Below are 26,248 nucleotides of genomic sequence, written 5' to 3' on the forward strand. Positions count from 1 at the left end.
GCCCGTTGTGACTACCGGGTTTGGGACCATGGTCCCCATGAGGTTCACCGAGCACGAGATGACGGTGGCCGTCGACGCGGTGGCCCGACGGCTGCACGCCGCCACCCGCCCGCCGTGGCGCCGCGGTGACGCCGGCACGGCGTACGACGCGCTGGAGCGGATGACGAAGTGGCGGCTCAAGGTGAGGGCCGGCGAGGTCGTGCTGCCGGTCCTGACCGCGCTGCCCGAGCGCCCCACGGTGGGGGCGCGACCGGAGTTCACCGACACCGAGCTGACCGAGGCGGCGCGGTCAGCCAGCCGTGACGTCATGGAGCACCGCAAGCCCGGTGCGTGGGACGCGTTGCCGGCCAGGCGCCGCGGTCGCGTCCTCGCCACCGCCGTCGAGCTCACCCGGGTGGCGGTGGCCGGGATGCCGGTGCGTCAGGACCCCGACGCACTGGTCGTGCCCGACCACCTGTGACGGGCCGGTCGTGAGTGGCCGGCGTGACCTGAGCGGGGGCGGGGTCGTTGTGGACCCGTGATCGCGCCCCCGCTCCGACGGCTCCTCGCCGTCACCCTCGCCCTGGTCCTGTCCGGCTCCCTGACCGCCTCCCTCACAGCCTGGGCCGCGACCCCGGCCGTGCCCATCCCCTCGGACCCGCGCGACGCGCTGGTGGTGCCGTTCACCGGCGAGGTGGCGACCGCTCGTCCCTTCGCGCCGCAACGGCTGCCGCAGAACCCGTTCATGGCCGCCAACGGGGGCAGCAACATCCACAACGACGGCTACCAGTCCGACTCCTACGACGTGGCCGGACCGCTCGGTCGTGACCTGCAGGTCTCGACCACGATGGTGGGGGCCGAGTGCGCGTCGGTGACCTTCGACCGGCAGGGGCGCATCGTCACCGTGTGCGTCTCACCGACGGGTGCGACGCTGCGGATGATCGACCCCGACGACCTGTCGACGCTGGCGTCCTACGAGCTGCCGCCGCGCGAGGTCGGCAGCTTCTCGTTCAGCAGCTTCTCCGGTGGGGGCTACTTCTACCTCGACCATCGCGACCGTGCGGTGGTGTCGACCTTCACCGGCCACGTCCTGACGCTGGCCCGTGCCGGCGACACCTTCCGCGTGGTGCGCGACGTCGACCTGAGCCGGGTCGTGGACGGCTCGGGCATCCAGAGCGCGCTGCCGGACTGGTCGGGCCGGCTGTGGTTCGTCACCGTCTCCGGGGTCGTCGGCTTCGTGACGCGCGGCGGCGAGGTGCGCCACCTGAGGCTGCCGCGCCCCGAGACGATCGCCAACAGCTTCGCGATGGACGAGTCCGGGGGCGTGTTCGTCGTGTCGACGCACGCGCTCTACCGCTTCGACGTACGACGCGGGGCGCCGCAGGTGAGCTGGCGACAGGTCTACGACCGGGGCAGCCGCCTCAAGCCCGGCCAGGTGAGCCGCGGCAGCGGCACGACCCCCACCCTCATCGGTCGCGCCGACTCGCCGGGTGGTGGCTCGATCGCGATCACCGACAACGCCGACCCCCGGATGCACGTCCTGGTCTTCCGGCGGGGAGAGGCCGGACCGGGGCGGCGCCCCGTGTGCCGGCAGCCGGTCTTCCCCGCCGACCGTGGCAACACCGAGAACAGCCTCATCTCCGTGCCGGGCGGTCTGGTCGTGGAGAACAACTACGGCTACACCGGGCCGTTGCCCGAGGTGACCTCGGGTCGCTCCGCCGACACGGTGCCGGGGATGGTCAAGGTCGCGGTCGACTTCCGCGACGGCGGCTGCCGGGTCGCGTGGAGCAACTCGGGTGTGCGGGTGCCGAGCCTGGTCAGCAAGCTCAGCCGCGGCTCCGGGTTGATCTACACCTACACGCATCCGGCGGCCCACGAGGTCCCGATGACGGCGCCCACCCCGGGCGAGATCGCGCCCGACGCCTTCTTCTTCACCGCGATCGACGCCCGGACCGGGCGCGAGGTCTGGTCGCGCTACGCCGGCAGCAACCTGGGCCACAACAACAACTACGCGCCGGTCAGCCTTGGCCCGGACGGCACGGCGTACGTCGGCGTCGTGGGTGGTCTGCTGCGCGTCGTCGACGGCGGCTGACAGGTCCGCCCTCGGGCCCACGAGCGAGCGGGCGGTGGGCGGTCCGGCCCGTATGAGAACTCCCACACCTCACCGCTCCCCGGCGCGGACCGGCGCTCCCCGGCGCGGACCGGTGCAACGCCGCGCTCAGAGCGCGTCGAGGTGCTCCTTCATGCTCTTCGCGACCTTGTCGGCGAGGATCTTGAGCCCCAGCGGCATGAGCGGCTCGGCGAGCTTGGCGGCGCCGTGCGGCTCGAACTCCGCGTGGTAGGTCACCGCCGTGCCGGAGCCCTCGCGGGCGAAGGTGATCGTGTCGAGCAGGCTGAGGGAGTCCCCGGCGTCACCCTTGAGCTGGAGCCGCTCGAGCGGCACGTGCTCGGTGACGACGTAGTGGACCTCGCTCTCGTTGCCGAGGAACTTCGAGACGTTCGTGTACGTCGTGCCCACGGCGCCGTCGCCGGCGGTGCGGGTGGTCGTGACGGTGGGCGGGTCCCACTGCTCGGTGGTGGTGAAGTCGGACAGGTAGGCCCAGACCTTCTCGATCGGCTGGTCGGTCGTGACGGTGCGCTCGACGCTCGGCATGCGGTGTCTCCTCTGGTTGGTCGAACAGGTGGTCAGGTCGGGAACTGGTCGGCGGTGGGGGCAGGTCCGGTCCGGTGACCCGTCACCGACATCCGCAAACCCGCGCGCTCGGACGACCTCGCCGGGCAGGCTCGTCATCGGCGTGCGAGATTGGCGTGCATGTGGGAGATCGCGGCGACCGAGCGTCCCCGTGCCTTCGTGCTCAGCCACGACGGGCGCGACCAGTCGCACGTCGACCTGGACGACCCGACCTACCTCGCGTTCGACTACGTGCGCCGCATGGGCGACGTGGTCGACGCCGCCGCCCCGGTCGGCGTCCCGATGCGCGTGGTGCACGTCGGCGGGGCCGCGATGACCCTGGCGCGCTACGTCGCGGCGACGCGTCCGACGTCGGCGCAGGTCGTGCTCGAGCCCGACACCGAGGTCACCGAGCTGGTGCGTGCCGAGCTGCCGCTGCCGCGCCGCAGCGGGATCAAGGTGCGCCCGGTCGACGGGGCCAGCGGCGTGGCGGGGCTGCGCGACGCGCAGGTCGACCTCCTCGTCCTCGACGCCTACGACGACGGGCGGGTGCCGGCGTCCCTGGTCACCGTCGCGCACTTCGAGGAGGTCGCGCGCGCGCTGACGCCCGAGGGTCTCTACCTGCTCAACCTCTCCGACCGTGCGCCCTTCGCGCACACCCGCCGCGTGCTGGCCGGACTGCGCGCGGTCTTCGCCGACGTCGCGCTGGGAGCTGAGCCCGCGACCCTGCGGGGTCGCCGCGACGGCAACCTGCTCGTGCTCGCGTCCCGCGCGCCGGTGCCCGTGGCGGCGCTGCGGACGCGGGCGGCGCGCTCGCCGGCGCCGTACAAGGTGCTGGACGCTGCGCAGGTGAGCGACTCGTTCGGGGGCGGGGCGGTCCTGACGGAATGAGCGACGCCCGGCGACCGCGACAGGTCGGCCGCGTCGCTCACGCACCCGTCAGGGGAGTGAGACCGGTCACGTCCCCCGCGGCGAGCGGAGCCTGACCGGTCGAGACCGCTTCGGCTCCCGGTGCCTCACCTAGTACGGTAAGCCTGTCCTAACGAACTCTGTCCCGGATAGGAACCATCTGTGAAGCGCTCCGCTGCCGTCGTGTCCCTCCTGCTGCTGACCTCGGTCGCCGCCGCCGGGTGCTCCGGTGACGACGGTCCCTCGATCGTGGTCTACAACGCACAGCACGAGCAGCTGCTCGAGGAGATCGCGCCGCTCTTCGAGGAGGAGACCGGCATCGAGGTCGAGCTGCGCAACGGCAAGGACTCCGAGCTCGCGGCCCAGCTGGTCCAGGAGGGCGACGCCTCACCCGCCGACGTCTTCCTCACCGAGAACTCCCCGGCCATGTCCGCGGTCGAGCGCGCCGGACTCTTCGCCGAGCTGGGCGACGAGGCGACGGCCCCGATCCCGGAGCAGTACCGTCCCACCAGTGGCCTGTGGACCGGCTTCGTCGCCCGCTCGACGGTGCTCTTCTACAACCCCGACCTTGTCGACGAGGCGGACCTGCCGGAGTCGATCCTGGACCTCGCGGACCCGGCCTACGACGGGCTCATCTCCTTCTCCCCGACGGGCGCCGACTTCCAGGCGATCGTCGCCGCCGTCCTCGAGCTCGAGGGTGAGGACGCCACCCGCGAGTGGCTGGCCGGCCTCCAGGCCAACGGCACGGTCTACGACGGCAACAACGTGGTGCTCGAGTCGGTCAACGCCGGTGAGTCCGCGATGGGCATCGCCTATCACTACTACTGGGACCGCGACCAGGCCGAGAGCGGCGAGGTCAGCGACAACACCGAGCTCCACTTCTTCGGCAACCAGGACCCCGGCGCCTTCCTCAGCGTCTCCGGCGCCGGCGTCCTCGCCTCGAGCGACAACCCGACCGAGGCCGAGCAGTTCGTCGAGTTCCTCACCAGCGAGGAGGGCCAGCAGGCCCTGGCCGACAGCTATGCGCTGGAGTACCCCCTCAACCCCGCGGTCCAGCTCGACCCGCCGGTCAAGCCGCTCAGCGAGCTCCAGCCGCCGGTCGTCAACGTGTCCGACCTCGACGGCGACACCGTGGTCGACCTGATGACCGAAGCCGGGTTCCTCTGAGCCTGGTCGAGCCCCCGGTCCGCGACACCCGCCCCACGTCCCGCCCGGTCCGGCTCCGTCCCGCCGACCAGGCCACCACCCGCGCCCCGGTCTCCCTGGTCCTGACCTGCCTGGTCGTGGCCGGGCTCAGCCTGATGCCGCTGGGCTTCGTGATCTTCTCCTCAGCGCAGGTGCCGCCCGGCGAGGCGATCGACTTCCTGGTGCGTCCGCGCATCGGCGAGCTGCTGTGGAACACCACGAGGCTCCTGGTCGGCGGGGTGCTGCTGAGCGCCGCGATCGGGGTCGGGTCGGCGTGGCTGGTCGTCCGCACGGACCTGCCGAAGCCCGGGCTGTGGCACGGTCTGCTGTGCGCCCCGCTCGCGGTGCCGGCGTTCGTCAACGGCTTCGGCTGGGTCTCCATGACCCACGCGGTGCAGAGCTTCCCGGGCGCCGTCCTCGTCGTGAGCCTGTCCTACTACCCGCTGGTCTACCTGCCGGCCGTGGCCGCGCTGCGGCGGCTCGACTCGAGCGTCGAGGACGTTGCAGCCGGGCTCGGTCACCGGCCGGTCTCGGCGTTCTTCCGCGTGGTGCTGCCGGCGATCAGCCCGGCCGTCCTGGGCGGCTCGCTGCTGGTGGGCCTGCACCTGCTGGGGGAGTACGGCGCACTCCAGCTGCTCAACTACCCCACCCTGACGACCGCGATCCTGGCGCAGTACGCCTCCACCTTCAACGGCCCGGCCGCCACGTTGCTGGCCCTCGTGCTCGTCGCGTTCTGCCTGGTCCTGCTGGGCCTCGAGCTCCTCGTGCGCGGGCGTCGTCGCCACGCCCGGGTCGGCGCCGGCGTCACCCGCAGCCCCATGCGGCACCGACTGGGCCGGCTGCGGCTCCCGTCGGTCGGCGCCCTCATGCTGGTGCTGGTGCTGGCACTCGGCATCCCCGTGCTGAGCCTGACCCGCTGGATGGTGCGCGGCAGCTCCACGCGCTTCCCGGCCGGCGACCTGTGGGCGTCGGCGACCTCGACGCTCGGCCTGGCGGTCCTCGGTGGAGCCCTCGCAACCGCCGCCGCCGTGCCCGTCGCGTGGCTGGCGGTGCGTCACCGGCGCCCGCTCGGCACGCTGGTCGAGCGCTCGATCTACCCCGCCAACGCACTGCCGGGCATCGTCGTGGCCCTCGCCCTGGTGACGATCTCGATCCGGGTCGTCCCGGCGCTCTACCAGACGCTCCCGGTGCTGCTGCTGGGCTACGCGATCCTCTTCCTGCCGCGCGCGGTCGTCAGCGTGCGCTCGACCTTCGAGCTGGCCCCGCCGGTGCTCGAGGACGTCGCGCGGTCGCTCGGCTGCTCCGGGCGCCAGGTCGCCCGCCGCGTCACGCTGCCGCTCCTGCTCCCCGGACTGACCTCCGGCATGGCCCTGGTCTCGCTCGCGATCAGCACCGAGCTCACCGCCACGCTGCTGCTCGCGCCGACCGGCGTCTCGACGCTCGCCACCGACTTCTGGCAGCGCGCCGCGTCGGTCGCCTACGGTGCCGCGGCGCCGTACGCCGTCCTGATGATCCTGCTGTCCGTCCCGGCGACGGTGCTGCTCGCCCGCGCCGCCACCCGGGAGGCCCGATGAGCGAGCTGAGGATCACCGGGCTGACCAAGTCCTACGGCGCGACCCGCGTGCTCAACGGCGTCGACCTCACGGTGCCGGTCGGCATCACGTCGGTCCTCGGCTCGTCTGGCTGCGGCAAGACGACGCTGCTGCGCATCATCGCGGGCTTCCTCGACCCCGACGCCGGTTCGGTCCGGCTCGGCACCCGGGCCCTGGTCGGCGACGGTCGCACCGTCCCGGCGCACGAGCGCCACATCGGCTACGTGCCGCAGGAGGGTGCGCTCTTCCCGCACCTCGACGTGCGGGCCAACATCGCCTTCGGCCTTCCCCGGCGCGAGCGCAGGAGCGGCAAGGCCAAGGTGGAGGAGATGCTCGAGCTCGTCGAGCTGCCGGCGGCCGCCGCCTCGCGATTCCCGCACGAGCTGTCCGGCGGCCAGCAGCAGCGCGTCGCCCTCGCCCGGGCGCTCGCGTCCGACCCCGCGGTGGTGCTGCTCGACGAGCCGTTCTCCTCGCTCGACGCCTCGCTGCGTGAGGACACCGGTCGTGCCGTCGCGCGGGCCCTGCGCGCCCGCAACGCCACCCCCCGGCTGGTCACCCACGACCAGGGCGAGGCGCTCTCGCTCGCCGACCAGGTCGCGGTGATGGCCGCCGGTCGGTTCCTCCAGGTGGCCACGCCCGACGAGCTCTACCTCTCGCCGGCCACCCCGGGCGTCGCCGCCTTCGTCGGCAACGCCGCCCTGGTCCAGGCCGACGCCACCGGTGACACCGCGACCTCCACCCTGGGGGTGGTGCGGCTGCGCACGCCCATGACCGGTCCGGTGCTGCTGGCCATCAGGCCGGAGCAGGTCCAGGTGCGCCCCGCCGGCGACCAGAGCGGACCCGAGGTCGGGGAGGTGCTCGAGGTCAGCTACTTCGGTCACGACGCCACCGTGCGCACCTCGGTCGGCGACCGCGGCGCCGTCGTCACGGCGCGCGTCCCCGCCGACGTCGTGCCGGCGGTCGGCAGCCGGGTCTCGCTCACCGTCTCGGGATCGGTGATCGCCTTCCCCGCGGGGCTGACGTGACGGCCGACCTGACGGGCCACCGGTCGCCCACCACCTCGGACGACCTCGACACGCTGCCCTTCCTGTCCGGCCCCGACCACGCGACGGCGCTCGTGGCTCCGGACGGCGACGTCACCTATGCCGACCTCCGTCGCCTCGTCGAGGCGCGCGGCCACCAGCTGGGCGGCGTACGACGACTCGTCCTGCTCGAGGCCGCCCACGACGTCGACAGCGTCGTGACCTACCTCGCGGCGCTGGCCGGTCGGCACCCGGTGCTGCTCCTGGGCCCCGGGGAGCTCCGGCGCTCGGCCCACCTCGTCGACGCCTACCGCCCCGACGTCGTCCAGGACGGCGCCGGCCTGAGGGAGCTCCGCGAGGGCACGGCCCACGACCTGCACCCCGACCTCGCCCTCCTGCTCAGCACCTCGGGATCGACCGGCTCGCCCAAGCTCGTCCGGCTCTCGTTGGCCAACCTCGTGGCCAACGCCCGGAGCATCGCCGACTACCTCTCGGTCCGTGCCAGCGACCGCGCGGTCACCTCGCTGCCGCTGCACTACTGCTACGGCCTGTCGGTCCTCAACAGCCACCTGCTGGTCGGAGCGGGCGTCGTCCTCTCCGACCTGTCGGTCGCCGACGAGTGCTTCTGGGACCTGGTGCGGACGCACGCGATCACCAGCCTGAGCGGGGTCCCCCACACCTTCGAGCTGCTGGAGGCCAGCGGCTTCGAGCGCCGCGAGGCTCCCTCCCTGCGCTACCTCACCCAGGCCGGTGGCCGGATGGACCCTGATCGGGTCCGCGCGTTCGCCGAGCTGGGCCGCCGTCGCGGCTTCGACCTGTTCGTGATGTACGGCCAGACCGAGGCGACCGCCCGGATGGCCTACGTGCCCCCCGACCTGGTCGCCGAGCGACCCGACGCGATCGGGGTGGCGGTCCCGGGTGGCCGGCTGCGCGTGGAGCCGCTCGAGGGCCTCGAGGAGGGCGTGGGCGAGCTCGTCTACGACGGCCCCAACGTCATGCTCGGCTACGCCCAGGACCCGGGCGACCTGGCGTTGGGCGCCACCGTCTCCGAGCTGCGCACCGGCGACCTCGGTCGGCGCGCCGCCGACGGCCTCCTCGAGGTGGTGGGTCGACGCAACCGCGTCGCCAAGGTCCTCGGCCTGCGGATCGACCTCGACCGGGTCGAGCGGCTGCTCGAGGAGCGTGGCCTGCCTGCCCGCGTGATCGCCGACGACGGGGTCGTCTGCGCGTTCGTCGACCGGCCCCGGGTGCAGGCCCGCGTGCGCGAGGCGCTGGCCGAGGTCACCACGCTCCCGCCGGGGGCGCTGCGGGTCGAGCGGCTGGCGTCGCTGCCCCTCACGCCGACCGGCAAGCCCGACCTCGTCGCCCTGGCCGGGCACCTCAGGCGGCTGCGGTCGTCGGAGCCGGACCCGACCTCGCAGGGGGTACCGACCACCGCCTCGCCGGGCGCGGTGCGCGACCTCTACGCCGTGCTGCTCGGGCGGCCGCAGGCCTCGACCGACGACAGCTTCGCCGCGCTGGGCGGTGACTCGTTGTCCTACGTCGAGGTGTCGATGCGGCTGAGTGCGCTGCTGGGCGAGCTGCCGGCGGGATGGGCGCACCTGACCCCGACGCAGCTGGCGGCCTCGGCCCGCAGGCCACGACGCTTCCTGGTGCGCGTCGACGCCTCCGCCGTGCTCCGGGCCGTCGCGATCCTGCTGGTGCTGCTCACCCACGCCGACATCGTGCTGGTGGCCGGGGGAGCCCACGTGCTGCTCGCCGTCGCGGGCTACAACCTGGCGCGCTTCCAGCTCGGGCTCACCGATCGGGGTGACCGGATCCGGGGGGTGCTGCGCGGGGCGTGGCACGTCGCGCTGCCGGCCTTCTGCTGGATCGGAGCCGTCGCGGCGGCGACCAGCGCCTACGACACCTCCACCGTCTTCCTGCTCAACGGCTTCCTGGGGCGCGACTCCTGGGACGACAACTGGCAGTTCTGGTTCATCGAGGCCGTGGTGCTCGGCTACCTCGCGCTCGCCGCGCTGCTCGCGGTGCCGGCGCTCGACCGGTGGCAGCGACGTGCACCGTTCGGCGCCGTGCTGGTGGTGCTCGCCGTGACGCTGGCCGTGCGCTACGCGACCATCGGGGTGGAGGCCGGGCCGTCCGAGCGCTACTCGGCGGCGGTGGTGCTGTGGTGCGTGGCGCTCGGCTGGGCGGCCGCAGCGGCTCGTGGCCGGCTCCAGCACGCCGTGGTCGCCGTCCTGGCGGTCGTCGCGACGGCGGGCTTCTTTGCCGACAGCCAGCGCGAGGCGGTCGTGGTCGCGGGCGTGCTGGTCCTGCTGCTGGACCGACCCGTCCTGCTGCCGCGTGCCGTCGCGCTGATGGTCGGCGTGGTCTCGGCCGCCAGCCTCTGGATCTACCTCACCCACTGGCAGGTCTACCCGCCGCTGGAGGATGCCGGGCACCCCTACCTCGCGGTGCTGGCCTCGCTCGTCGTCGGCATCGCGGCCCACGCTGTCGACACCCGCATCCGCACGCCCGGGACCGGACTGGTCCGAGCGTGGCTCAGGAGGCGGCGGGCACCGGCGTCAGGGGCTTGACGTCGCGCGCGACGTCCAGGATCCAGGTCACGGGATCGTGGCCGGCCTCGAAGCCGGGGGCGCGCCGCCAGACCTCGTGGAAGACCTCGACGACCTGGTCGGCGTCCGCGTCGCTGTGGCCCTGGGGTGCCACCGCGGCGAGGACCGGCGCGTAGAACAGGTCGACGAGCGTGCCGAGGGCGTCACGCTCGCCACCGGCACAACGCAGCACGAGCGCGGAGATCAGGCCGGCACACGGGTCGAGCGGCGGTACGACGCGCAGTCGGTGCTCAGACATCGGTCTCCTTGGTGCTCTCGGGCTGCAGGTTCAGCCTGGGGGTGGGAGATCGGCAGCGACAGGTCCAAACTTATGCAAAACTCTGAGAAGGTTGCACAAGTTGTCGGCGAGGTGAGGAAATGGCGCCCGGGACTTGCTGGCCCGGTCCATGGGGGACGAGGAGCAGCGTGGGCACGCACGACGGCGACCCGGTGCCGGGAGGCCTGGCGATCCAGCAGGTCAGTGACCTGCTGGGGGTGCCGGCTCCCACCTTGCGCTCCTGGGAGCGCCGCTACGGCATCCCCGCGACGCCACGCAGCGACGGTGGCCACCGTCGCTACTCCGCCGCGGCACTGCACGAGCTGCGGTTGATGCGCGACGAGGTGGCGCGCGGCCGCAAGGCGTCGGACGCTGCCCGCTCCGTGCGGGCGCTGCTCGACACCGACCAACCGGCCCAGGCGCGGATCCAGCGACTGCTCGCTGCCTCGCACGAGCTCGAGCCCCAGGCCGTGCGCGAGGTCCTCGAGGAGGCCCGCGCCGCGCTCGGCCTGGGCGCCACGATCGACGACGTCCTGATGCCGAGCATGCGCCAGATCGGCAGCTGGTGGGAGAGCGGCCACTGCGACATCGCCCAGGAGCACCTCACGACCGAGGCGGCCCGGGCCTGGCTCTCCTGGTTGATCTCCCACGCCCCTCCACCGGCGCAGGCCGCCCCGGTGCTGCTTGCGTGCGGACCACGCGACCTGCACACCCTCGGCCTCGAGGCGCTCGCCGCGCTGCGCGCGCAGGAGGGCCTGGCCACCCGGCTGCTCGGTGCCCGGACGTCGCAGCAGACGCTGGTCGCCGCCGTCGCCGCGACGCAGGCGCCTGCGGTCGTGGTGGTGTCCCACCTCTCGACCCAACGCCGTCCTGCCGTGGAGGCGCTGACCGCGGTCGTGGGGACCGGGCCGCTGGTGTTCTACGCCGGCAACGCGTTCCTCTTCCCCGACTCGCGTGACGGGGTCCCGGGGACCTACCTGGGCGCCACGCTCACCGGAGCAGCCGCGACCCTCTGCCAACGGCTGCTGCCGGCCTGAGCAGGACCAACGGCCCTACCGGACGAGCCGGCCCCGGGCGAGGCTGGAGGCAGTCCACCCGGAGGAGGCTGTCGTGCTGGAGTCCATCGAGATGTCGCGACCCGAGGCTGAGGCCCTGCTGCGCATCGGGGTCGTCGGCCGGGTTGCCGTCTGCACCGAGGACGGACCGCACCTCGTGCCGGTCAACTACTCGGTCGTGGACGACCAGGTCCTGCTCCGGACGACGTCCTACAGCGTGCTGGGCCGGCTCGCGCGGGACAAGGTCGTCGCCTTCGAGGTCGACCACCTCGACCTCGAGCAGCAGCACGGCTGGAGCGTGGTGGTCCGGGGCCGCGCCGAGGTCGTGACCGAGCCCGCAGAGCTCGAGCACATCGAGGCCGTGTGGCCACCCCGGCCCTGGGCCGGTGGCAACCGGCCGCTCGTGATCCGGATCCCGTGGAGCGAGGTGACCGGTCGCACCCTCGGTCGAGGCTGGGACCCGAAGGCGCAGGCGGTCTACCGGCGTACCCTCGCGACGTGATCGCCCACCTCCTGATGCCGGGGACCTGAGGGTGCGCCTGGTCGTCGCCCTCGGGGGCAACGCGCTGCTCCGCCGGGGGGAGAAGCCGGACGCAGCGATCCAGCAGGAGCACGTCGCCGAGGCGTCGCCCGCCCTCGCGCGGATCGCTCGTGACCACCAGCTCGTGCTGGTGCACGGCAACGGCCCGCAGGTCGGGATGCTCGCCCTCGAGAGCGCGGCGGACACCACCCTGACCAGGCCCTACCCGTTCAGCGACCTGGTCGCCGAGACCCAGGGCGTCATCGGCTACTGGCTGCAGCAGGGCCTCGCCAACGCCGGCCTGGCGACCCCGGTGGTGACCCTCGTGACCCAGACCCTCGTCGAGGCCGACGACCCGGCTTTCGACGACCCGACCAAGTTCGTCGGAAGCGTCTACGACGAGTCGCGCGCCCGCGAGCTCGCCGTGGCGGGTGGCTGGACGGTGAAGCAGGACGGCGCCGGGTGGCGTCGGGTCGTGGCGTCGCCACGCCCCAGCGGGATCGTGGAGATCGAGATCGCGCGCTCGTTGCTCGAGCACGGCACCACCGTCGTGCTCGGCGGGGGCGGCGGCGTGCCCGTCGTGCGCACACCGCGGGGGCTGGTGGGCGTGGAGGCGGTCGTCGACAAGGACTACGTCGCAGCACTGGTCGCGGAGACGCTCGGCGCCGACCTGCTCGTGATGCTGACCGATGTGAGCGCGGTGCAGACGGGCTACGGCACGCCGCAGGCGCGGGAGCTGCACCGGGTGAGCGTCGCCGATCTCGACGCTCTCGACCTGCCTGCCGGCTCCATGGGGCCCAAGGTCGAGGCGGCCTGCGCGTTCGCCACCCGCACCGGCGGGCGGGCTGCCATCGGCTCGCTGCCGGAGGCGGCCGCGGTCGTGGCCGGCACCGCCGGCACCCAGGTCCGCGCCGACTGAGTCGCCCACCGCAGCGGACACCCAGGCCGTGGTCCTTGGTTGCGGGCCGAGGTCACTGGTGCCCTGGGACCTTCGGCACTAGGGCCCGGGTGCGACGGGGGCCAGAGTCGAGCCATGGTCGACACCACCGAGTCCCGCCCCGTCCTCGTCGCCGTCGCCGGCGACGGCTCCGAGTCCGCCGTCCGCTACGGCGTCGCCGAAGCCGCCCGTCGCCGTACGACGGTGCACCTGGTGCACGTCATCGACCTGGTGCCGTGGCGCGAGCCAGCGGTGCTGGGGGTGGCGGAGCGGCGCGCCCGGATGGGCGAGGAGACGCTGTGGGACGCCGTCACCTACGCGCGCTCCCTCGCCGGCGAGGGCGTGCTGGTGACCAGCGAGCTCTTCCACGGCGAGGTCATCCCCGGCCTGCTCGAGGCGGGCCAGGAGGCGGCGTTGCTGGTGCTGCGTAGCCGGCCACCGCTCACGTCCGGAGGACAGCCCCCGGCCGTCTGCCTGAAGGTGGCCGCGCGCTCCCGCGTCCCGGTCGTCTGCGTCCCGCACGACTGGCACGGTGTCGAGGGCGCCACGACGGTCACCGTCGGCGTCGACCACGCCGAGACCAGCGAGCCTGCCCTCCGAGAGGCCCTGGCCGCAGCCAGCCGCCGCGGCGCGGGGCTGCGCATCGTCTGCGGTTGGTGGATGGCGCGCGACAACGACCACACCGGAGCCACCACCAACGGCATCGACCCGCGCTCGGTGCGTGGCGACCTCGAGCGGGTCGTGGCGACGATCGTGGCCGGCGATGAACGTCTGGCGGCAGTGCCGGTCACCGTCGACGTCCAGCACGCGCGTCCTGCCGACCTCCTCGTCGACGCCTCGCACGGCACCGACCTGCTCGTGGTCGGGCGTCACGACCCGCTCGTCCCTCGCGGCTCGCGCATCGGGCCGGTGGCCCGGTCCGTCGTCGCGCGGGCCTCCTGCCCCGTGCTGCTCCCGGTGCCCGGTGGGACCTCCCACCTGTGGCACGGCGCCGCACAGCGGGAGGTCCAGCAGCAGCGGACCGGCGCCCATGCTTGAGGTGCGGCGCGACCTCAGCGCCATGACTGGCGTGGAGGTCGAGGCACTGGACGCCTGGTGGCGGGCCAGCCTCTACCTCACGGTCGGCCAGATCTACCTGCGTGACAACGTGCTCCTGCGTGAGCCGCTGCGCCCGGAGCACGTCAAGCCGCGGCTGCTCGGGCACTGGGGGACCAGCCCCGGCCTCGCCTTCGTCTACGCCCACGCCTCACGGCTCGTCCATGAGACGGGTGACCGCGCCATCTACCTCGCCGGCCCCGGTCACGGCGGGCCCGCCCTGGTCGCGGCGTCCTGGCTCGAGGGGTCCTACACCGAGACCTATCCAGGGGTGACCCAGGACGCGGACGGGCTGAGGCGCCTGTGCCGGCAGTTCTCCAGCCCGGGTGGCATCCCGAGTCACGTGTCGGTCACGACGCCCGGCTCGATCCACGAGGGAGGCGAGCTCGGCTACGTGCTGGTGCACGCCTTCGGTGCGGTCATGGACAACCCCGACCTGCTGGCCATCGCGGTCGTGGGTGACGGCGAGGCCGAGACCGGCCCGTTGGAGGGGTCCTGGAAGGGCATCTCCTTCCTCAACCCCTCGCGCGACGGTGCCGTCCTGCCGGTCCTGCACCTCAACGACGCCAAGATCAGCGGCCCGACCGTCCTGGGCCGCAAGGACCGGGCCGAGGTGCGCTCGCTCTTCGAGGGCCACGGCTACGAGGTGATCGAGGTCGAGGGCTCCGACCTGCCGGGCATGCACCACCGCTTCGCCGCCGCCATCGGTGGGGCGTGGCGCCGCATCCGGGAGATCCAGGACGCTGCTCGCAGCGGGGGGTGGTCCGGCGAGCGTCCGCGCTGGCCGATGATCGTGCTGCGCACCCCCAAGGGGTGGACCGGGCCGGACGTCGTCGACGGCGTGCAGGTCGGTGGCACGTTCCGTTCGCACCAGGTCCCGCTGTCCGGCGTACGCGAGAACCCCGAGCACCTGGCCCGGCTGGAGTCCTGGCTGCGGTCCTACCGACCTGACGAGCTGTTCGACGAGCGCGGCCGCCCGACGACGACCGGCTTCGGTCCGGGAGGTGGTCTGCGCATGAGCGCGTCGCCGCATGCCAACGGCGGGGTGCTCACCCAGGACCTGGTGCTGCGCGACTTCCGTGACTACGCCGTGGAGGTCCCGAGCCCCGGGGGCGAGCGGGTGGAGTCGACGCGACGCCTGGGTCACCTGCTGCGCGACGTCTACAGCGACAACCCGGAGACCTTCCGGCTCTTCTGCCCCGACGAGACCAACAGCAACCGGCTCGGCGACGTTCTCAGCGTCTCCGACCGGGCGTTCATGGAGCGGGTCGAGCCCGGCGACGACCACCTCTCGCCGGACGGCCGGGTGATGGAGGTGCTCTCGGAGCACAACTGCCACGGCTGGCTCGAGGGCTACACCCTCACGGGACGGCACGGCCTCTTCGCCACCTACGAGGCGTTCGCGATGGTGAGCGCCTCGCAGACGGTGCAGCACAGCAAGTGGCTCGAGGAGGCGAGGTCCCTGCCCTGGCGGGCCCCCGTCCCGAGCCTCAACATCCTGCTGACGTCGACGGCGTGGCGCAACGACCACAACGGCTTCTCGCACCAGGGCCCGGGCCTGATCCAGGTCATGCTCACCCACCGCGGCGACGTCACGCGCGCCTACTTCCCGCCCGACGCCAACTGCCTGCTGTCGGTGGCCGACCACTGCCTGCGCTCGCGCTCCTACGTCAACCTGATCGTGATCGACAAGCAGCCGCAGCTGCAGTACCTCTCCATCGAGGAGGCCGCCGCGCACTGCGCAGCCGGTGCCGGGGTCTGGGACTGGGCAGGGCACGACGACGGCACGGCGCAGCCCGACATCGTCCTCGCCTGCGCGGGGGACACCCCCACGCTGGAGACCGTGGCCGCCGCGCAGATCCTGCGCGAGCGGGTGCCCCAGCTGCGGACCCGGGTGGTCAACGTCGTCGACCTGATGGCGCTGGTGCGCCCGCGCAGCCACCCGCACGGGATGAGCGACCTGCGCTTCTCCGAGCTCTTCACCGACACCGCGGACGTCGTCTTCGCCTTCCACGGATTCCCCGGTGCCATCCACCAGCTCGTGCACGGACGCCCCGACGCGGACCGGTTCCACGTGCGCGGCTTCATCGAGGAGGGCACCACGACGACGCCCTTCGACATGACGGTGCTCAACAAGATCTCGCGCTACCACCTCGTCATGGACGCCCTCAACAACGCCCGCACGACCCCGCGGGGTGCCCAGGAGCTCTACGCCTGGTGCGAGGACCAGCTCGACCGGCACCGGGCCTACGTTCGTGAGCACCTCGAGGACCTCCCGGAGATCAGCGACTGGCGCGTCGGCTCACGCTGAGCGGGGCGAAGGCCCGGCCAGGTCGGGCCCTTGGACCCTGCTCCGGGGTCCGCCCCGGGAGCACGATCGGAGCATGACCATTCACGTGAAGAACAGCATCGTCGTCGGCGTCGACGGCTCGCCCTCCTCCGACGCAGCCCTGGACTGGGCTGCCGCTGAGGCGGTCCGCCGTCGGCGTCGTCTCCACCTGTGTGCTGTGGGGCAGCGGGAGCTGCCGGGTGGCGACGCGGCCCTCTACGTCGGCGAGATCCTCCAGCTCGCCGAGGCCGACGCGATCGCCCGCGCGGAGAGGGCGCTCGACGCCGCGACCGGCCGTGTCGAGGACGGCTGGCCGGAGCTCGAGGTCACCCGCGAGAGCGTCCTCGGCTCACCCGCCGGCGTGCTCGTCGAGCACTCCGCCCACGCCGACACGATCATCGTCGGCCACCGCGGGCACGGGGTCCTCGTCGGAGCCCTGCTCGGCTCGGTGGCCCACCAGGTCGCGGCGCACGCGTCGTGCCCGGTGGTCGTGGTCCGGACTCCTGGCCCGGCTGGCTCCCCGGTCGCGGTGACCGGAGGCGTGGTCGTGGGCGTCGACGGCTCCGAGGGCGCGGAGGCAGCTGTCGGCTTCGCCTTCGAGGAGGCGGCCGCCCGCGGCTGCGACCTCCATGTCCTCAAGGCGTGGTGGACCTCCAGCGCCGGACTCTTCCACGACCTCAAGGTCGACTTCCAGAACACCGAGCGCCTGGCCGTCTCGGAGACGCTCGTGGGCTGGGCCGACAAGTACCCCGACGTCACCGTCCGGGTCACCGTCCCCATGGCGCCGACCGTCGGCGCGCTCGTGGCGGCAGGCACCGGGGCCCAGCTCCTGGTGGTCGGGCACCGCGGCCTGGGAGGCTTCCAGCGTCTGCTGCTGGGCTCCGTCAGCCACGGGGTCCTCCAGCACGCGGTGTGTCCCGTCGCCGTCGTCCGCGACGCCGAGTCCGGCTGATCCGGCCCGCCGGGGGAGATGTACAAGAGGCCTTGCCGGCTCCTGTGGTCCTCCTTACCGTCGCTGCATGAGCGACGACACCGCAGGCAACAGCACGGGCGACACCATCGGCGACACCACGGGCGACACCACTGACCTGAGCGACCTCGTCGCCTTCCACGACCCGGTCCGGCGCCGCCTCGTCGACGTCCTCACCGGCCACGGCCCGAGCACGGTGACGAGCCTCGCCCGGGCGCTGGACCTCCGGGTCGGCAGCGTGAGCCACCACCTGCGCACCCTGGAGCGAGCCGGCTTCGTCGAGCCCGCTCCCGAGCTGGCGACCGACGGCCGCACGTCCTGGTGGCGTCTGGTGGACCGCACCTGGCACTGGTCCCCGGAGGACTTCGACCAGCCCGCCGACCGGCACCGGGCCCGGGCTGCCCAGCGCCTGGCGGCTCGCCACCAGGGGCAGGTGCTGAACGCCTGGGCCGCCCGGCAGGGCGAGCACGAGGCCGAGTGGCGCCGTGCAGCCTTCTCCACCGAGGTGACGACGCGCGCCACCGCCCCGGAGCTCGCCGCCCTGCTCGAGCGCCTGGACGCGACCGTCCAGGAGTGGCTGGGCGGCATCACTCGCGACGACGGGCAGCAACGGGAGCCGGTCACCTTCTTCGGCTACGGGCTGCCGGTGTGCGTCGACGGGCCCGGTGTCTCGCTCTCCGGCTAAGCGCGACCTCCTCACTCCCGCCTGGTGAAGGAGACCTTCCGGCCCGGGTGGTGCGTCATCTCGTAGGCCGGATGGTGGGCGAGGTGGTGATGTCGCGAGCACAGCAGGCGGCCGTCGTCGACCGACGTGCCGCCGCCACGACTCCATGGCACCTCGTGGTGCGCCTCGCACCAGGACGCCGCCCTGTCACAGCCCACCGTCGTGCAGCCCCCGTCACGCACCCCGAGAGCGATCCGCTGGGTCTCGGAGTGGAAGCGGCGCCTCCTCCCGACGTCGAGGACCTGCGAGTCCCCGCCCAGCACCACGGGGATCACCCCCGCCTGACAGGCCAGCCGCCGCGCCAGGCCGGGGCTGATCATCGTGCCCGTGTCGAGCTGGGCAGCCTCCAGACCGCCCATCAACGCCTCGTGGTCCATCGTCACGACCACGGTCGCGGACACCCCACCGGCGTTCGGGAGCTTGTCGACCGGGTAGCGCGTCACGTAGTCACCGAACGCTCTCCCCATCCCCTCCGGAGTCGCACCGCCCCCGCCACCGCGGCAGCCACGCTTGGGCGAGGCGTGCGCCTGCAGTGCCTTGCGCAGGACGTCGGCCTTCCACGTCGGCAGGGTGAACCGGCCATAGGTCCTGCCGTGACCGTCGTCGTGCATCGTGAACCGCTGCGCCGCCTCCGCAGCCTTCTCCTCCGCATCCAGCTGCTGCGCGAGCCGCGCCTCACCGACCTCGGGGGCAACCACGTCCAGGACCCGCTTGCCCAGGACCCGCAACGCCCTCGCGTCATGGTGCGCCGCCTCCGCGAGCAGGTGCGCCCGCGCCTGCTCCACCACCCGCGGGTCGACGACATCGGGCAGTGCGTCGACCGCGTCCACGACCACCCGCGCCTGCTCGGGACGCAGACCACCCGCGGCCAACGCCACGCCGACCTCGGTGTGGCGGTCCTCGACCGCCACCGCGTGCTTGACCCGCCGGTGCGCCTCCACCACCGTCAACCGGGACTCGTGCGCCCACCACGCCGCCACCGACGTCGCCCCGACCTCCTCCACCGCACCCGTGCGGCGCGCGTGGGCCAACAGCGTGACCTCGAGGGCCGCGACCTGGGAGGCGAGCTGGGAGGCGAGCTGGGTCAGGTCCAGGACCGCCTGGCGGACCTCCGCGTCGCGCATCGACCACACCGGCCCCTGCCCCAGCAACGCGACCCGGTCCTTGAGGTGCCCCAAGCCCACGACGACCGGGCGTCCCCGGTCCACGAGCTGACTGGTGCTGGTCATGGGACCTATCGAAACAGGGACCACCGACAGTCCGACCCACTGAAGACGCGCGGGTTGCCCCATCTGACTGGGTGAGTCCCGATTGGCGACGCCAGGTACCGGATCTAGCCGATGTGCGGGCGTCCGATCATGCCGACGGGCTTGCTACCACAGGCGAGTCGGCCGAGCTCAATCGAGCTGGCTGTGCACCTCACGCGGTAGGCGAAGGCAGGGGTCTCCCTCCGAGCCCCGGTCAACTTGCACAGCTGGTCCAGTCGGCGCCAATCCATGTCGACCGTCATCATCGCGGACCATCTCTTTTGAAGTCGTTGCATCCGCAGTGCAACCGATCCAGGAAGGATCTCGTTGAAAGGGGTCATGAGCAGGGACGATGAGCAGGCGTTCGCAGAGTTCGTGACGAGTTCCAGCCCGCGCCTGCTCGCCTTCGCGCAACTGCTGATCGGCGATCGCGGAGAGGCCGAGGACGCACTCCAGGTTGCGCTGATGCGGCTGACCCGGCACTGGCATCGCGAGATCGACGCCCCCACGGCTTACGTCCGCAGGACGCTCGTCAACATCGCCCGCGACCGTGCGCGACGCCGGCATCTGGTCCCGATGCTCACCACGTCCGGACGTACCGTGGAGCACCCGGCTGAAGACCAACTGTCCATGTTGATTGTGCGTGAGTCGATCGAGGAACTCCTCGCCGGTCTGCCGCCGCGCCAGCGGGTAGCGGTTGTCCTCCGGGTGGTCGAGGGCTGTTCGGAGGCGGAGACCGCGGTACTGATGCGGTGCGCACCCGGAACGGTCAAGAGCAACCTCGCGCGCGGACTTGAACGCCTCCGCGCCAACCACGAGCGGCATCGAGCTGATCAAGAGGGCCCCGACCCGGACGACCACCGACCCACCGACCACCAACCCGTCGACTGTCGCGACCCGTACGAAGGAGCCTCAGCATGAGCGCCGACACGAGCATCGAGAAGCCCGGCAGCGACGCCGAGCAGGCTCTTCGAGACTTGGCTGGAACGGCCTATTCGCAGAGCGCGACCTCGCCGAGGCTAGCCGCCACGGTGCTGCAACGCGCGGCGAAGCGCCTGCGGAGCCGCCGCCTGGTTGGTGCAGCCGCCATTGGCACAGTCCTCGCCGGATCCGTTGCCGCGGCGACCGTCGGCGGAGGGCCCTACTACGAGTACCGGCAGCCGAGCGCGATTATGGAATCCGCAGTGCCAACGGGGTCGTCGGTCGTGGTCAACCGCGATCTCGCGCCCGTAGCTCTCGACGTCGTTCAGGTCACCCTCGACATCGACGGCCGGGACGTGCAATCGGTGCTTCGAGTTGTCGCCAGCGCGGGTGACACTGTCGCTTGCCCCGCATCGGACTCACCGTCATCATGCACGGTCACCGTCAACGGTCGACCGATCGCCGACCCCTACGTGGCCGGGCTGCGTACCCGGCCCTTCAACACGGTGACAGTCCCCAACGATGCCCTCTTCCTGCTCGGCGATGCGCGCAACATCGCCGTCGACTCACGAACACTCGGGCCAGTGCCTGCCTCGGATGTGAACGGCGTCGTGGTCGCCGTCGTCAACCAGGGAGGCAAGGCGTGGCCGGTCGAGGGCGCCCCTGGTCACCAGATCCCGGACGACTACGAGGTCGATCTCGAGGCCCCGGTCCCGCCGGCCTCGACTCAGGGCTGATCAGATCGACCGGATCTAGCCGCGATCAGGTCGACTGGGATCCGCCGAGAGCCGGATGTCCGTGCGCCTCAGCGAATACGACCGAGGTAGTTGAGTGCGAGCATCAGCGCGGCGACCGATTCGCCGTCGTTGATCTCTCCCCGAGCGATTCGCGAGAGCACTTCAGAGACCTGCAGCCGGTGCACGGCGGTGATGCCCTCCGCGGTTTGCGCGGATCGGTCTCGACTCACGACCGCCACATCTCGGGCGAGGAAGTAGTGCTCGGGCGCCTCGCAGATCCCGTTGAGGGCTTGGAGTCGGCCAATTTGTGCCCATCGCCCTGCCCGGTGGCCGGTCTCCTCCAGCAGCTCACGCTGGGCGGCAGCAAGTGGATCCTCGCCGTCTGACCCACCGGAAGGGACTTCGAGGGAAGGCCCCACGGTGTGCCGATCGACTTCTACGAGCAGCACCTCGTCGTCCTCAGTGAGGGCGACGACGAACACGGCCGGGTGCCGAACGGTGATAACGCCGTAGATGCCCTCACCGCCATCCGGCGTAATGACCACGTCCTCGCGCACTGTGATCCAAGGATTCTCGTACGTGTTCTTGGTCGACACGACTGGCCAAGGCATGTCGCCACCGTAGTTGCATCGCATGTGCTGGGCAGCATCGAACGCACTCATCTAGCTGCGATGAGCGCGGTTCGCACGAGCGCATCAGACCGCCAGGGCAGATGGACGCCGCGCATGCTTGCTCCCGGGACAGGTGGCGCTCGTCGCGAGAAAGGCGACCTGGGGCCGGCCTGTCGCCGAGGTGGGCGTGTTTCGAATGACTTCGCCAACCGGCGGAAGCCCCCAGGCGGCCGACGCTGCCGCGGCCGGCATCCCGTGAGCGCGATATCCGGCGTCTTGAGTGAGGGACCGCTCCCGCCTCGGAGGACCCGCATGAGACGCACCCTGACGTCTGTCCTGCTCACGCTGGGCGCGGTGCACGCGACCGGTCCCGTCGCCGCGAGTGTCGGGCTCGCCGCGGGACCTGGGGCGGCTGTCGCTGCCACCTGCCAGGGCGAGACACCGACCATCACCGGCTCGGGCGGCGTCGACGGCACCGAGGGGGACGACGTGATCCTGGCGCTCCGCGGTGGGCCGGTGCGTGCGCTGGGCGGCGACGACCTGATCTGCCTCGACGACAGCGTGCGAGGCTTCTCCGTCGAAGCCGGACCAGGTGACGACCGGGTCCAGGACCGTGCGGGTGGCTACAACATCATCCGGCTCGGGGAGGGCGACGACACCTACGAGGCCGCGGCGGGGGACCACCACGACTCCGTCGAAGCCGGACCCGGCGTGGACACGGTGGCGACGGGCGGTGGTGACGACGTCGTCACCACCGGGATCGAGGGTGAGCCGAACGTCGACGTCGTCGATCCCGGCGACGGCGATGACCGGTTGTTCCTGACAGGTGAGGACCAAGCAGGTGCGAGCCTCGACGGTGGGGCGGGCGAGGACTCGCTCGACGCTCGGCGTACGTCGTCGGGTGAGGCCTATCTGACCCCCGGCGACTGGCTGATCGACAACGTCGCCGGTCGCGCCACGCTGGACGGACAGGCCAGGCTCACCTGGTCCGGGTGAGAGGTGTTCTTCCTGAGCGGCTTCGGCGGGACCCGGCAGACCTTCCTCGGTGGCCCCGCTGCGGAGCGGGTGGTCATGGAGGAGCGCCGGGACCCGAGCCCCGACCTCGGCGCTGGCGACGACGAGCTCCTCCTCTCGGCCACCACGACCGGGGTGAGCAGGCGCATCTCCGGCGGTGCCGGGACCGACCTGCTCGAGATCGAGAATCCCCACCACCTCGCGCGTCTCGTCGCGTCCCTGTCGGCCGGCACGGTCAGGACGACTTTCCCCGCGCGGGAAGCACCCCTGCCGTCGCCATCGGCGACGTCCTGGACGTGCACGACCTTCGAGGGTCTGGACGTCCTCGCGCCGGTGGTGCGGGTGATGGGTGACGCAGGCCCCAACCGGCTCACCGGCGACGGCTGCGACGTGCTCGTCACGGGCGGTTCCGGTCCCGACGTCATCGACGTGAGCCCGCTGGCGTTCGACGAGTTCTCCCGCCCGCCACCCGAGGACCGCAGTGCCGTCGCGATCGGGCAGCGCGGCAACGACCGGCTGACCGGCGCCAATCCCTACCGCGAGACGCTCGTCGGGGGACCCGGCTTCGACCGCGCCTTCGGACTGGCGGGCCAGGACGTCTGCGCCGCCGAGCGCGAGGCCCGCTGCGAGCTGGACCCGGGGTAGGTCACACAGGCTTCCACCCGTAGGGGCGAGCCGGAGGAGGCCCCGGGGCTCCCATACTCGACGGCATGGGTGAGCACACGCCGATCGATGCTGGATGACCGATCGCCAGGACGTCCGGCTCACCTCGCACCTCGGCACCGTCTCGTTGCTCGACCGCGTGAGCACCGTCCTCCACACCACCCCGGCCGCCACCGGGCCCCTCCAGCCCCTCGTCCACGGCCTGACCGACGGCGTGCCGCAACCGGGGGCGGGGGAGACCCTGCTCCGGTGGGAGGTCCTCGCCACCCTCGGTGCCCACGACCTCCAGGTGGCCCGCGCCGCCGAGCCGCACCTCGACGCGCTGGCAATCCTCGACGAGGCCGGCCGCGGTGACCTGGCCGGCCCGGGACTGCGGTGGGGCGTCTTCGCGGCCGAGGGGCCCGGCGTACGCCTCGAGGCGCGTCAGCACGACGACGGCACCTGGACCCTGGCGGGCACCAAGCCCTGGTGCTCGCTCGGCTCGCAGCTCGAGCGTGCCCTCGTCACGGCCTGGGTCGACGGTGAGCGGCGCGCGATGTTCGCCGTCGACCTCACCGACGCGCGCGTGGGTCCCGCCGAGACGGCACACGCGTGGGCACCGACCGGCCTCCCCGACATCCACAGCGGCCCCCTCGCCTTCGCCGACGTCACCGTCCAGCCGGTCGGAGCACCGGGCTGGTACCTGCGACGCGACGGCTTCAGCTGGGGCGGCATCGGCGTGGCCGCCGTCTGGTACGGCGGCGCGGTGGCCCTCCACCGACGGATGCTCCGCGCGGCCGGTGACCGGGCGCCCGACCAGGTCGGGCTGGCGCACCTCGGGGCGACCGACGCGTGCCTGCACGGCGCGCGGGGGGTGCTCGCCGAGTCGGCCGCTGCCATCGACGCCGGTCTCGTCACGGGGCCGGCCGGGCAGGTCGCCGCGCTGCGGGTCCGCCAGGTCGTCGCGGACGCCGTCGAGACGGTCCTGCTCCACGCCGCGCACGCGCTGGGCCCGGCGCCCCTCGTGGAGGCCGAGCACGCGCGTCGGGTGGCCGACCTCCAGCTCTACGTCCGACAGCACCACGCCGAGCGTGACGCCGCCGTCCTCGGCCGCGCCCTCACGCAGCCCCCGGAGGCGACCCGATGACCGACTTCACCCACGACACCCCGGGCACCTCCGCCAAGGAGTGGCACACGCACCCGCGCTGGACGTCGATCCCGCGGCTCGACCTCTGGCAGACCCAGCCGGACCGCGTCGTGGTCCTCGCCGCCCACCCCGACGACGAGTCGCTCGGAGCCGGCGGGCTCATCGCCGAGGCAGCCCGACGCGGCCTCCAGGTCGACCTGCTGCTGCTCACCGACGGCGAGGGCAGCCACCCCGGCTCGCCGACCCACACCCCCGAGCTCCTCGCCCGACGCCGCCGCACCGAGGGCGAGGCCGCGGCCCGGGCCCTCGGCGTCACCGGCGACGTCGTGCGCCTGGGGCTGTCCGACGGCGACGTCGCCGCCCACCACACCTGCGTCGTACGACGAGTGGTCGACGTCCTCGGGGACGCACGGCGCACGCTGCTGGTCGCGCCCTGGCGCGGGGACGGCCACCCCGACCACGAGGCCGCCGGGCACGTGGCGGCCGCGGTGGCGGTGCGCACGGGTGCACGCCTGCTGGAGTACCCCGTCTGGTTCTGGCACTGGTCCTCGCCCGACTCCGCCCCGTGGGACCTCCTCGGCGCGGTAGGGCTGGACGAGGGCGCCAGGAGCCGCAAGGAGCAGGCGATCGCCGCGCACGTCACCCAGGTGCAGCGGCTCTCCGAGCTGCCCGGCGACGAGGTGCTGCTCTCCGACGACCTGCTCGAGCACTTCGGGGGCGACGTCGAGGTCTTCGTGACCCAGCCCCCGACCGACCCGGCCCTCGACGACCTGCACGGGCGCGACGAGGACCCGTGGGGCACGCAGGTGCGGTGGTTCGAGCAGCGCAAGCGTGACCTGACCCTGGCCGCGCTGCCCCGACCGGCCTACGGCCGCACGCTCGAGGTCGGCTGCTCACGCGGGACCCTGACCCGGGCGCTCGCCGCGCGCTCCCAGCAGGTGCTCGCCCTCGACGCCTCGCCGCGCGCCGTCGAGCTGGCCCGCCAGGCGCTCAGCGACCTTGCCACCGTCGAGGTGCGTGAGGCGCAGGTGCCCCGTGAGTGGCCGGCGGGGGAGTTCGACCTGGTGGTCGTCTCCGAGGTGGCCTACTTCCTCAGCCCCGTCGCCCTGGAGGAGCTCGTGGAGCGGATCCGTGGCTGCCTGACCCCGGACGGTACCGTCGTCCTCGCGCACTGGCGCCACCACGTCGAGGGCTGGCCGATGGACGGGCCGCACGCCCACGACGTCGTACGCGCTGCGGGCCTGCGACCCGAGCTCGGGCGCTGGACCGACCGGGACGTCGAGATCGTGGTCCTCGGCGCGGAGACGACGCGGCCGGACCCGACCGGATGACCGGCCACCACCCCACGGGCATCTCCCGGGTGCAGGTCGTCATCCCGGCCCGCGACGAGGAGGCGCGCCTCGGCGCCTGCCTGCGCTCCGTGGAGCGGGCCGTGCGCCACCTCCGCGACGCACGGCCCGAGATCCGCGTCGGGGTCACCGTGGTCCTCGACCGGTGCACCGACGCCTCCGCAGCCGTCGCGAGCCGCTTCGCCGTCGACGTCGTCTCCTCCCACTGGGGCAACGTCGGCGCGGCGCGCCGCGCCGGGATCGAGCACGCCGTCCTGAGCTCACCGGACCGGCCGGGGTCCACCTGGGTCGCCTGCACCGATGCCGACACCGTCGTCCCGGCCACGTGGTTGCTCGACCAGGTCCTCCAGGCCGGCGCCGGCGTCCAGCTGGTCGTCGGGCCCGTCGTGCCCGACCCGGTCGACGGCGACGAGGCGGTCGCTCGACTGTGGCGCGAGCGGCACCGCGGCGCCCTGGCCGGCGACCACGTCCACGGGGCCAACCTCGGCTTCCGTCTCGACGCCTACCGCGCGGTCGGCGGCTTCCCGGCGCTCGCCGAGCACGAGGACGTCGCCCTGGTCCGCGCGCTCCGGGCGCACGGCGTACGACAGGGGGTCGCGCCGACCGTCGTCACCTCGGCGCGCCTGGTCGGGCGCACCCCCGGCGGATTCGCCGGCTACCTGCGCGACCTCGACGAGGGACGGCGGGTCGAGGCCTGAGCCTCCCCGATCTGGGGGAGAGC

The 26,248-nt window shown here is 72.8% G+C and carries 25 protein-coding genes; 21 read left to right on the plus strand and 4 right to left on the minus strand.

Annotated features, from left to right (window positions below; translation table 11 throughout):
• Nucleotides 1-37 precede the first annotated feature (37 nt).
• On the plus strand, nt 38-460 hold the full coding sequence (locus RMN98_RS08010; protein WP_309648286.1) for a hypothetical protein: 423 nt from the start codon (nt 38-40) through the stop codon (nt 458-460).
• Between the two features lie 57 nt (nt 461-517).
• Nucleotides 518-2,071, plus strand: coding sequence for a hypothetical protein (locus RMN98_RS08015; protein WP_309648287.1), 1,554 nt, complete (start codon nt 518-520; stop codon nt 2,069-2,071).
• Between the two features lie 126 nt (nt 2,072-2,197).
• Here the strand turns inward: RMN98_RS08015 and RMN98_RS08020 are convergent, their stop codons facing one another.
• The gene (locus RMN98_RS08020) at nt 2,198-2,632 is read right to left on the minus strand and encodes an SRPBCC family protein (RefSeq protein WP_309648288.1); all 435 of its coding nucleotides are present in this window, start codon (nt 2,630-2,632) and stop codon (nt 2,198-2,200) included.
• Nucleotides 2,633-2,791: 159 nt separating this feature from the next.
• On the opposite strand from RMN98_RS08020, the gene RMN98_RS08025 reads away from it, so the two are divergent.
• The 5 genes from RMN98_RS08025 (at nt 2,792) to RMN98_RS08045 (ending at nt 9,934) form a co-directional block, all read left to right on the plus strand.
• Nucleotides 2,792-3,541, plus strand: coding sequence for a fused MFS/spermidine synthase (locus RMN98_RS08025; protein ID WP_309648289.1), 750 nt, complete (start codon nt 2,792-2,794; stop codon nt 3,539-3,541).
• Nucleotides 3,542-3,721: 180 nt separating this feature from the next.
• Complete coding sequence (locus RMN98_RS08030) at nt 3,722-4,726, plus strand: iron ABC transporter substrate-binding protein (RefSeq protein ID WP_309648290.1); 1,005 nt, start codon at nt 3,722-3,724, stop codon at nt 4,724-4,726.
• Nucleotides 4,727-4,842: 116 nt separating this feature from the next.
• Nucleotides 4,843-6,318 (plus strand): iron ABC transporter permease, encoded by a 1,476-nt coding sequence (locus RMN98_RS08035; RefSeq protein WP_309648291.1) that lies wholly within the window; start codon nt 4,843-4,845, stop codon nt 6,316-6,318.
• Nucleotides 6,315-7,361, plus strand: a complete 1,047-nt coding sequence (locus tag RMN98_RS08040; protein ID WP_309648292.1) for an ABC transporter ATP-binding protein — start codon at nt 6,315-6,317, stop codon at nt 7,359-7,361. The genes RMN98_RS08035 and RMN98_RS08040 overlap by 4 nt, the downstream gene beginning before the upstream one ends.
• A complete protein-coding gene (locus RMN98_RS08045; protein ID WP_309648293.1) occupies nt 7,358-9,934 on the plus strand; it encodes an AMP-binding protein in 2,577 nt (858 codons plus the stop codon). The genes RMN98_RS08040 and RMN98_RS08045 overlap by 4 nt, the downstream gene beginning before the upstream one ends.
• Here RMN98_RS08045 and RMN98_RS08050 read toward each other — a convergent pair.
• Complete coding sequence (locus RMN98_RS08050; protein WP_309648294.1) at nt 9,900-10,211, minus strand: hypothetical protein; 312 nt, start codon at nt 10,209-10,211, stop codon at nt 9,900-9,902. The two genes, RMN98_RS08045 and RMN98_RS08050, sit on opposite strands and share 35 nt — an antisense overlap.
• A 167-nt stretch (nt 10,212-10,378) precedes the next feature.
• Between RMN98_RS08050 and RMN98_RS08055 the strand changes: the two genes are divergently transcribed.
• From RMN98_RS08055 to RMN98_RS08085, 7 genes are all read left to right on the plus strand, one after another.
• Entirely contained in the window at nt 10,379-11,266 is an 888-nt protein-coding gene (locus RMN98_RS08055; RefSeq protein ID WP_309648295.1) for a B12-binding domain-containing protein, read from the plus strand.
• A 73-nt stretch (nt 11,267-11,339) separates the two neighbouring features.
• Nucleotides 11,340-11,786: a pyridoxamine 5'-phosphate oxidase family protein gene (locus RMN98_RS08060; RefSeq protein ID WP_309648296.1), complete on the plus strand. Its 447-nt coding sequence runs from the start codon at nt 11,340-11,342 to the stop codon at nt 11,784-11,786.
• A gap of 31 nt (nt 11,787-11,817) precedes the next feature.
• Nucleotides 11,818-12,723, plus strand: a complete 906-nt coding sequence (locus RMN98_RS08065; RefSeq protein WP_309648297.1) for a carbamate kinase — start codon at nt 11,818-11,820, stop codon at nt 12,721-12,723.
• 114 nt (nt 12,724-12,837) lie between these two features.
• Nucleotides 12,838-13,779: a universal stress protein gene (locus RMN98_RS08070; protein WP_309648298.1), complete on the plus strand. Its 942-nt coding sequence runs from the start codon at nt 12,838-12,840 to the stop codon at nt 13,777-13,779.
• A gap of 22 nt (nt 13,780-13,801) precedes the next feature.
• Nucleotides 13,802-16,147, plus strand: coding sequence for a phosphoketolase family protein (locus RMN98_RS08075; protein WP_309648299.1), 2,346 nt, complete (start codon nt 13,802-13,804; stop codon nt 16,145-16,147).
• A gap of 73 nt (nt 16,148-16,220) precedes the next feature.
• On the plus strand, nt 16,221-17,117 hold the full coding sequence (locus RMN98_RS08080; protein WP_309648300.1) for a universal stress protein: 897 nt from the start codon (nt 16,221-16,223) through the stop codon (nt 17,115-17,117).
• A 67-nt stretch (nt 17,118-17,184) separates the two neighbouring features.
• Nucleotides 17,185-17,820, plus strand: a complete 636-nt coding sequence (locus RMN98_RS08085; RefSeq protein ID WP_309648301.1) for a helix-turn-helix domain-containing protein — start codon at nt 17,185-17,187, stop codon at nt 17,818-17,820.
• Nucleotides 17,821-17,831: 11 nt separating this feature from the next.
• On the opposite strand, the gene RMN98_RS08090 is transcribed toward RMN98_RS08085, so the two are convergent.
• Nucleotides 17,832-19,088 (minus strand): DUF222 domain-containing protein, encoded by a 1,257-nt coding sequence (locus RMN98_RS08090; protein WP_309648302.1) that lies wholly within the window; start codon nt 19,086-19,088, stop codon nt 17,832-17,834.
• 357 nt (nt 19,089-19,445) lie between these two features.
• Between RMN98_RS08090 and RMN98_RS08095 the strand changes: the two genes are divergently transcribed.
• Nucleotides 19,446-20,027, plus strand: coding sequence for a sigma-70 family RNA polymerase sigma factor (locus RMN98_RS08095; protein ID WP_309648303.1), 582 nt, complete (start codon nt 19,446-19,448; stop codon nt 20,025-20,027).
• Nucleotides 20,024-20,764: a signal peptidase I gene (lepB, locus tag RMN98_RS08100; protein ID WP_309648304.1), complete on the plus strand. Its 741-nt coding sequence runs from the start codon at nt 20,024-20,026 to the stop codon at nt 20,762-20,764. The genes RMN98_RS08095 and lepB overlap by 4 nt, the downstream gene beginning before the upstream one ends.
• 68 nt (nt 20,765-20,832) lie before the next feature.
• Here the strand turns inward: lepB and RMN98_RS08105 are convergent, their stop codons facing one another.
• Nucleotides 20,833-21,426: an NUDIX hydrolase gene (locus RMN98_RS08105; RefSeq protein WP_309648305.1), complete on the minus strand. Its 594-nt coding sequence runs from the start codon at nt 21,424-21,426 to the stop codon at nt 20,833-20,835.
• Nucleotides 21,427-21,687: 261 nt separating this feature from the next.
• On the opposite strand from RMN98_RS08105, the gene RMN98_RS08110 reads away from it, so the two are divergent.
• The 5 genes from RMN98_RS08110 to RMN98_RS08130 all read left to right on the plus strand — a co-directional run bounded on the left by RMN98_RS08110 (nt 21,688) and on the right by RMN98_RS08130 (nt 26,225).
• On the plus strand, nt 21,688-22,371 hold the full coding sequence (locus tag RMN98_RS08110) for a hypothetical protein (protein WP_309648306.1): 684 nt from the start codon (nt 21,688-21,690) through the stop codon (nt 22,369-22,371).
• A 3-nt stretch (nt 22,372-22,374) separates the two neighbouring features.
• Nucleotides 22,375-23,034 (plus strand): hypothetical protein, encoded by a 660-nt coding sequence (locus RMN98_RS08115; RefSeq protein ID WP_309648307.1) that lies wholly within the window; start codon nt 22,375-22,377, stop codon nt 23,032-23,034.
• A gap of 94 nt (nt 23,035-23,128) precedes the next feature.
• A complete protein-coding gene (locus RMN98_RS08120; protein WP_309648308.1) occupies nt 23,129-24,178 on the plus strand; it encodes an acyl-CoA dehydrogenase family protein in 1,050 nt (349 codons plus the stop codon).
• Entirely contained in the window at nt 24,175-25,509 is a 1,335-nt protein-coding gene (locus tag RMN98_RS08125; protein ID WP_309648309.1) for a bifunctional PIG-L family deacetylase/class I SAM-dependent methyltransferase, read from the plus strand. Before RMN98_RS08120 ends, RMN98_RS08125 begins: the two co-directional genes overlap by 4 nt.
• Nucleotides 25,506-26,225 (plus strand): glycosyltransferase family A protein, encoded by a 720-nt coding sequence (locus RMN98_RS08130; RefSeq protein ID WP_309648310.1) that lies wholly within the window; start codon nt 25,506-25,508, stop codon nt 26,223-26,225. The genes RMN98_RS08125 and RMN98_RS08130 overlap by 4 nt, the downstream gene beginning before the upstream one ends.
• Nucleotides 26,226-26,248 lie beyond the last annotated feature (23 nt).

The sequence above is a fragment of the Nocardioides sp. genome (genome assembly GCF_031397825.1).
Taxonomy (GTDB): domain Bacteria; phylum Actinomycetota; class Actinomycetes; order Propionibacteriales; family Nocardioidaceae; genus Nocardioides.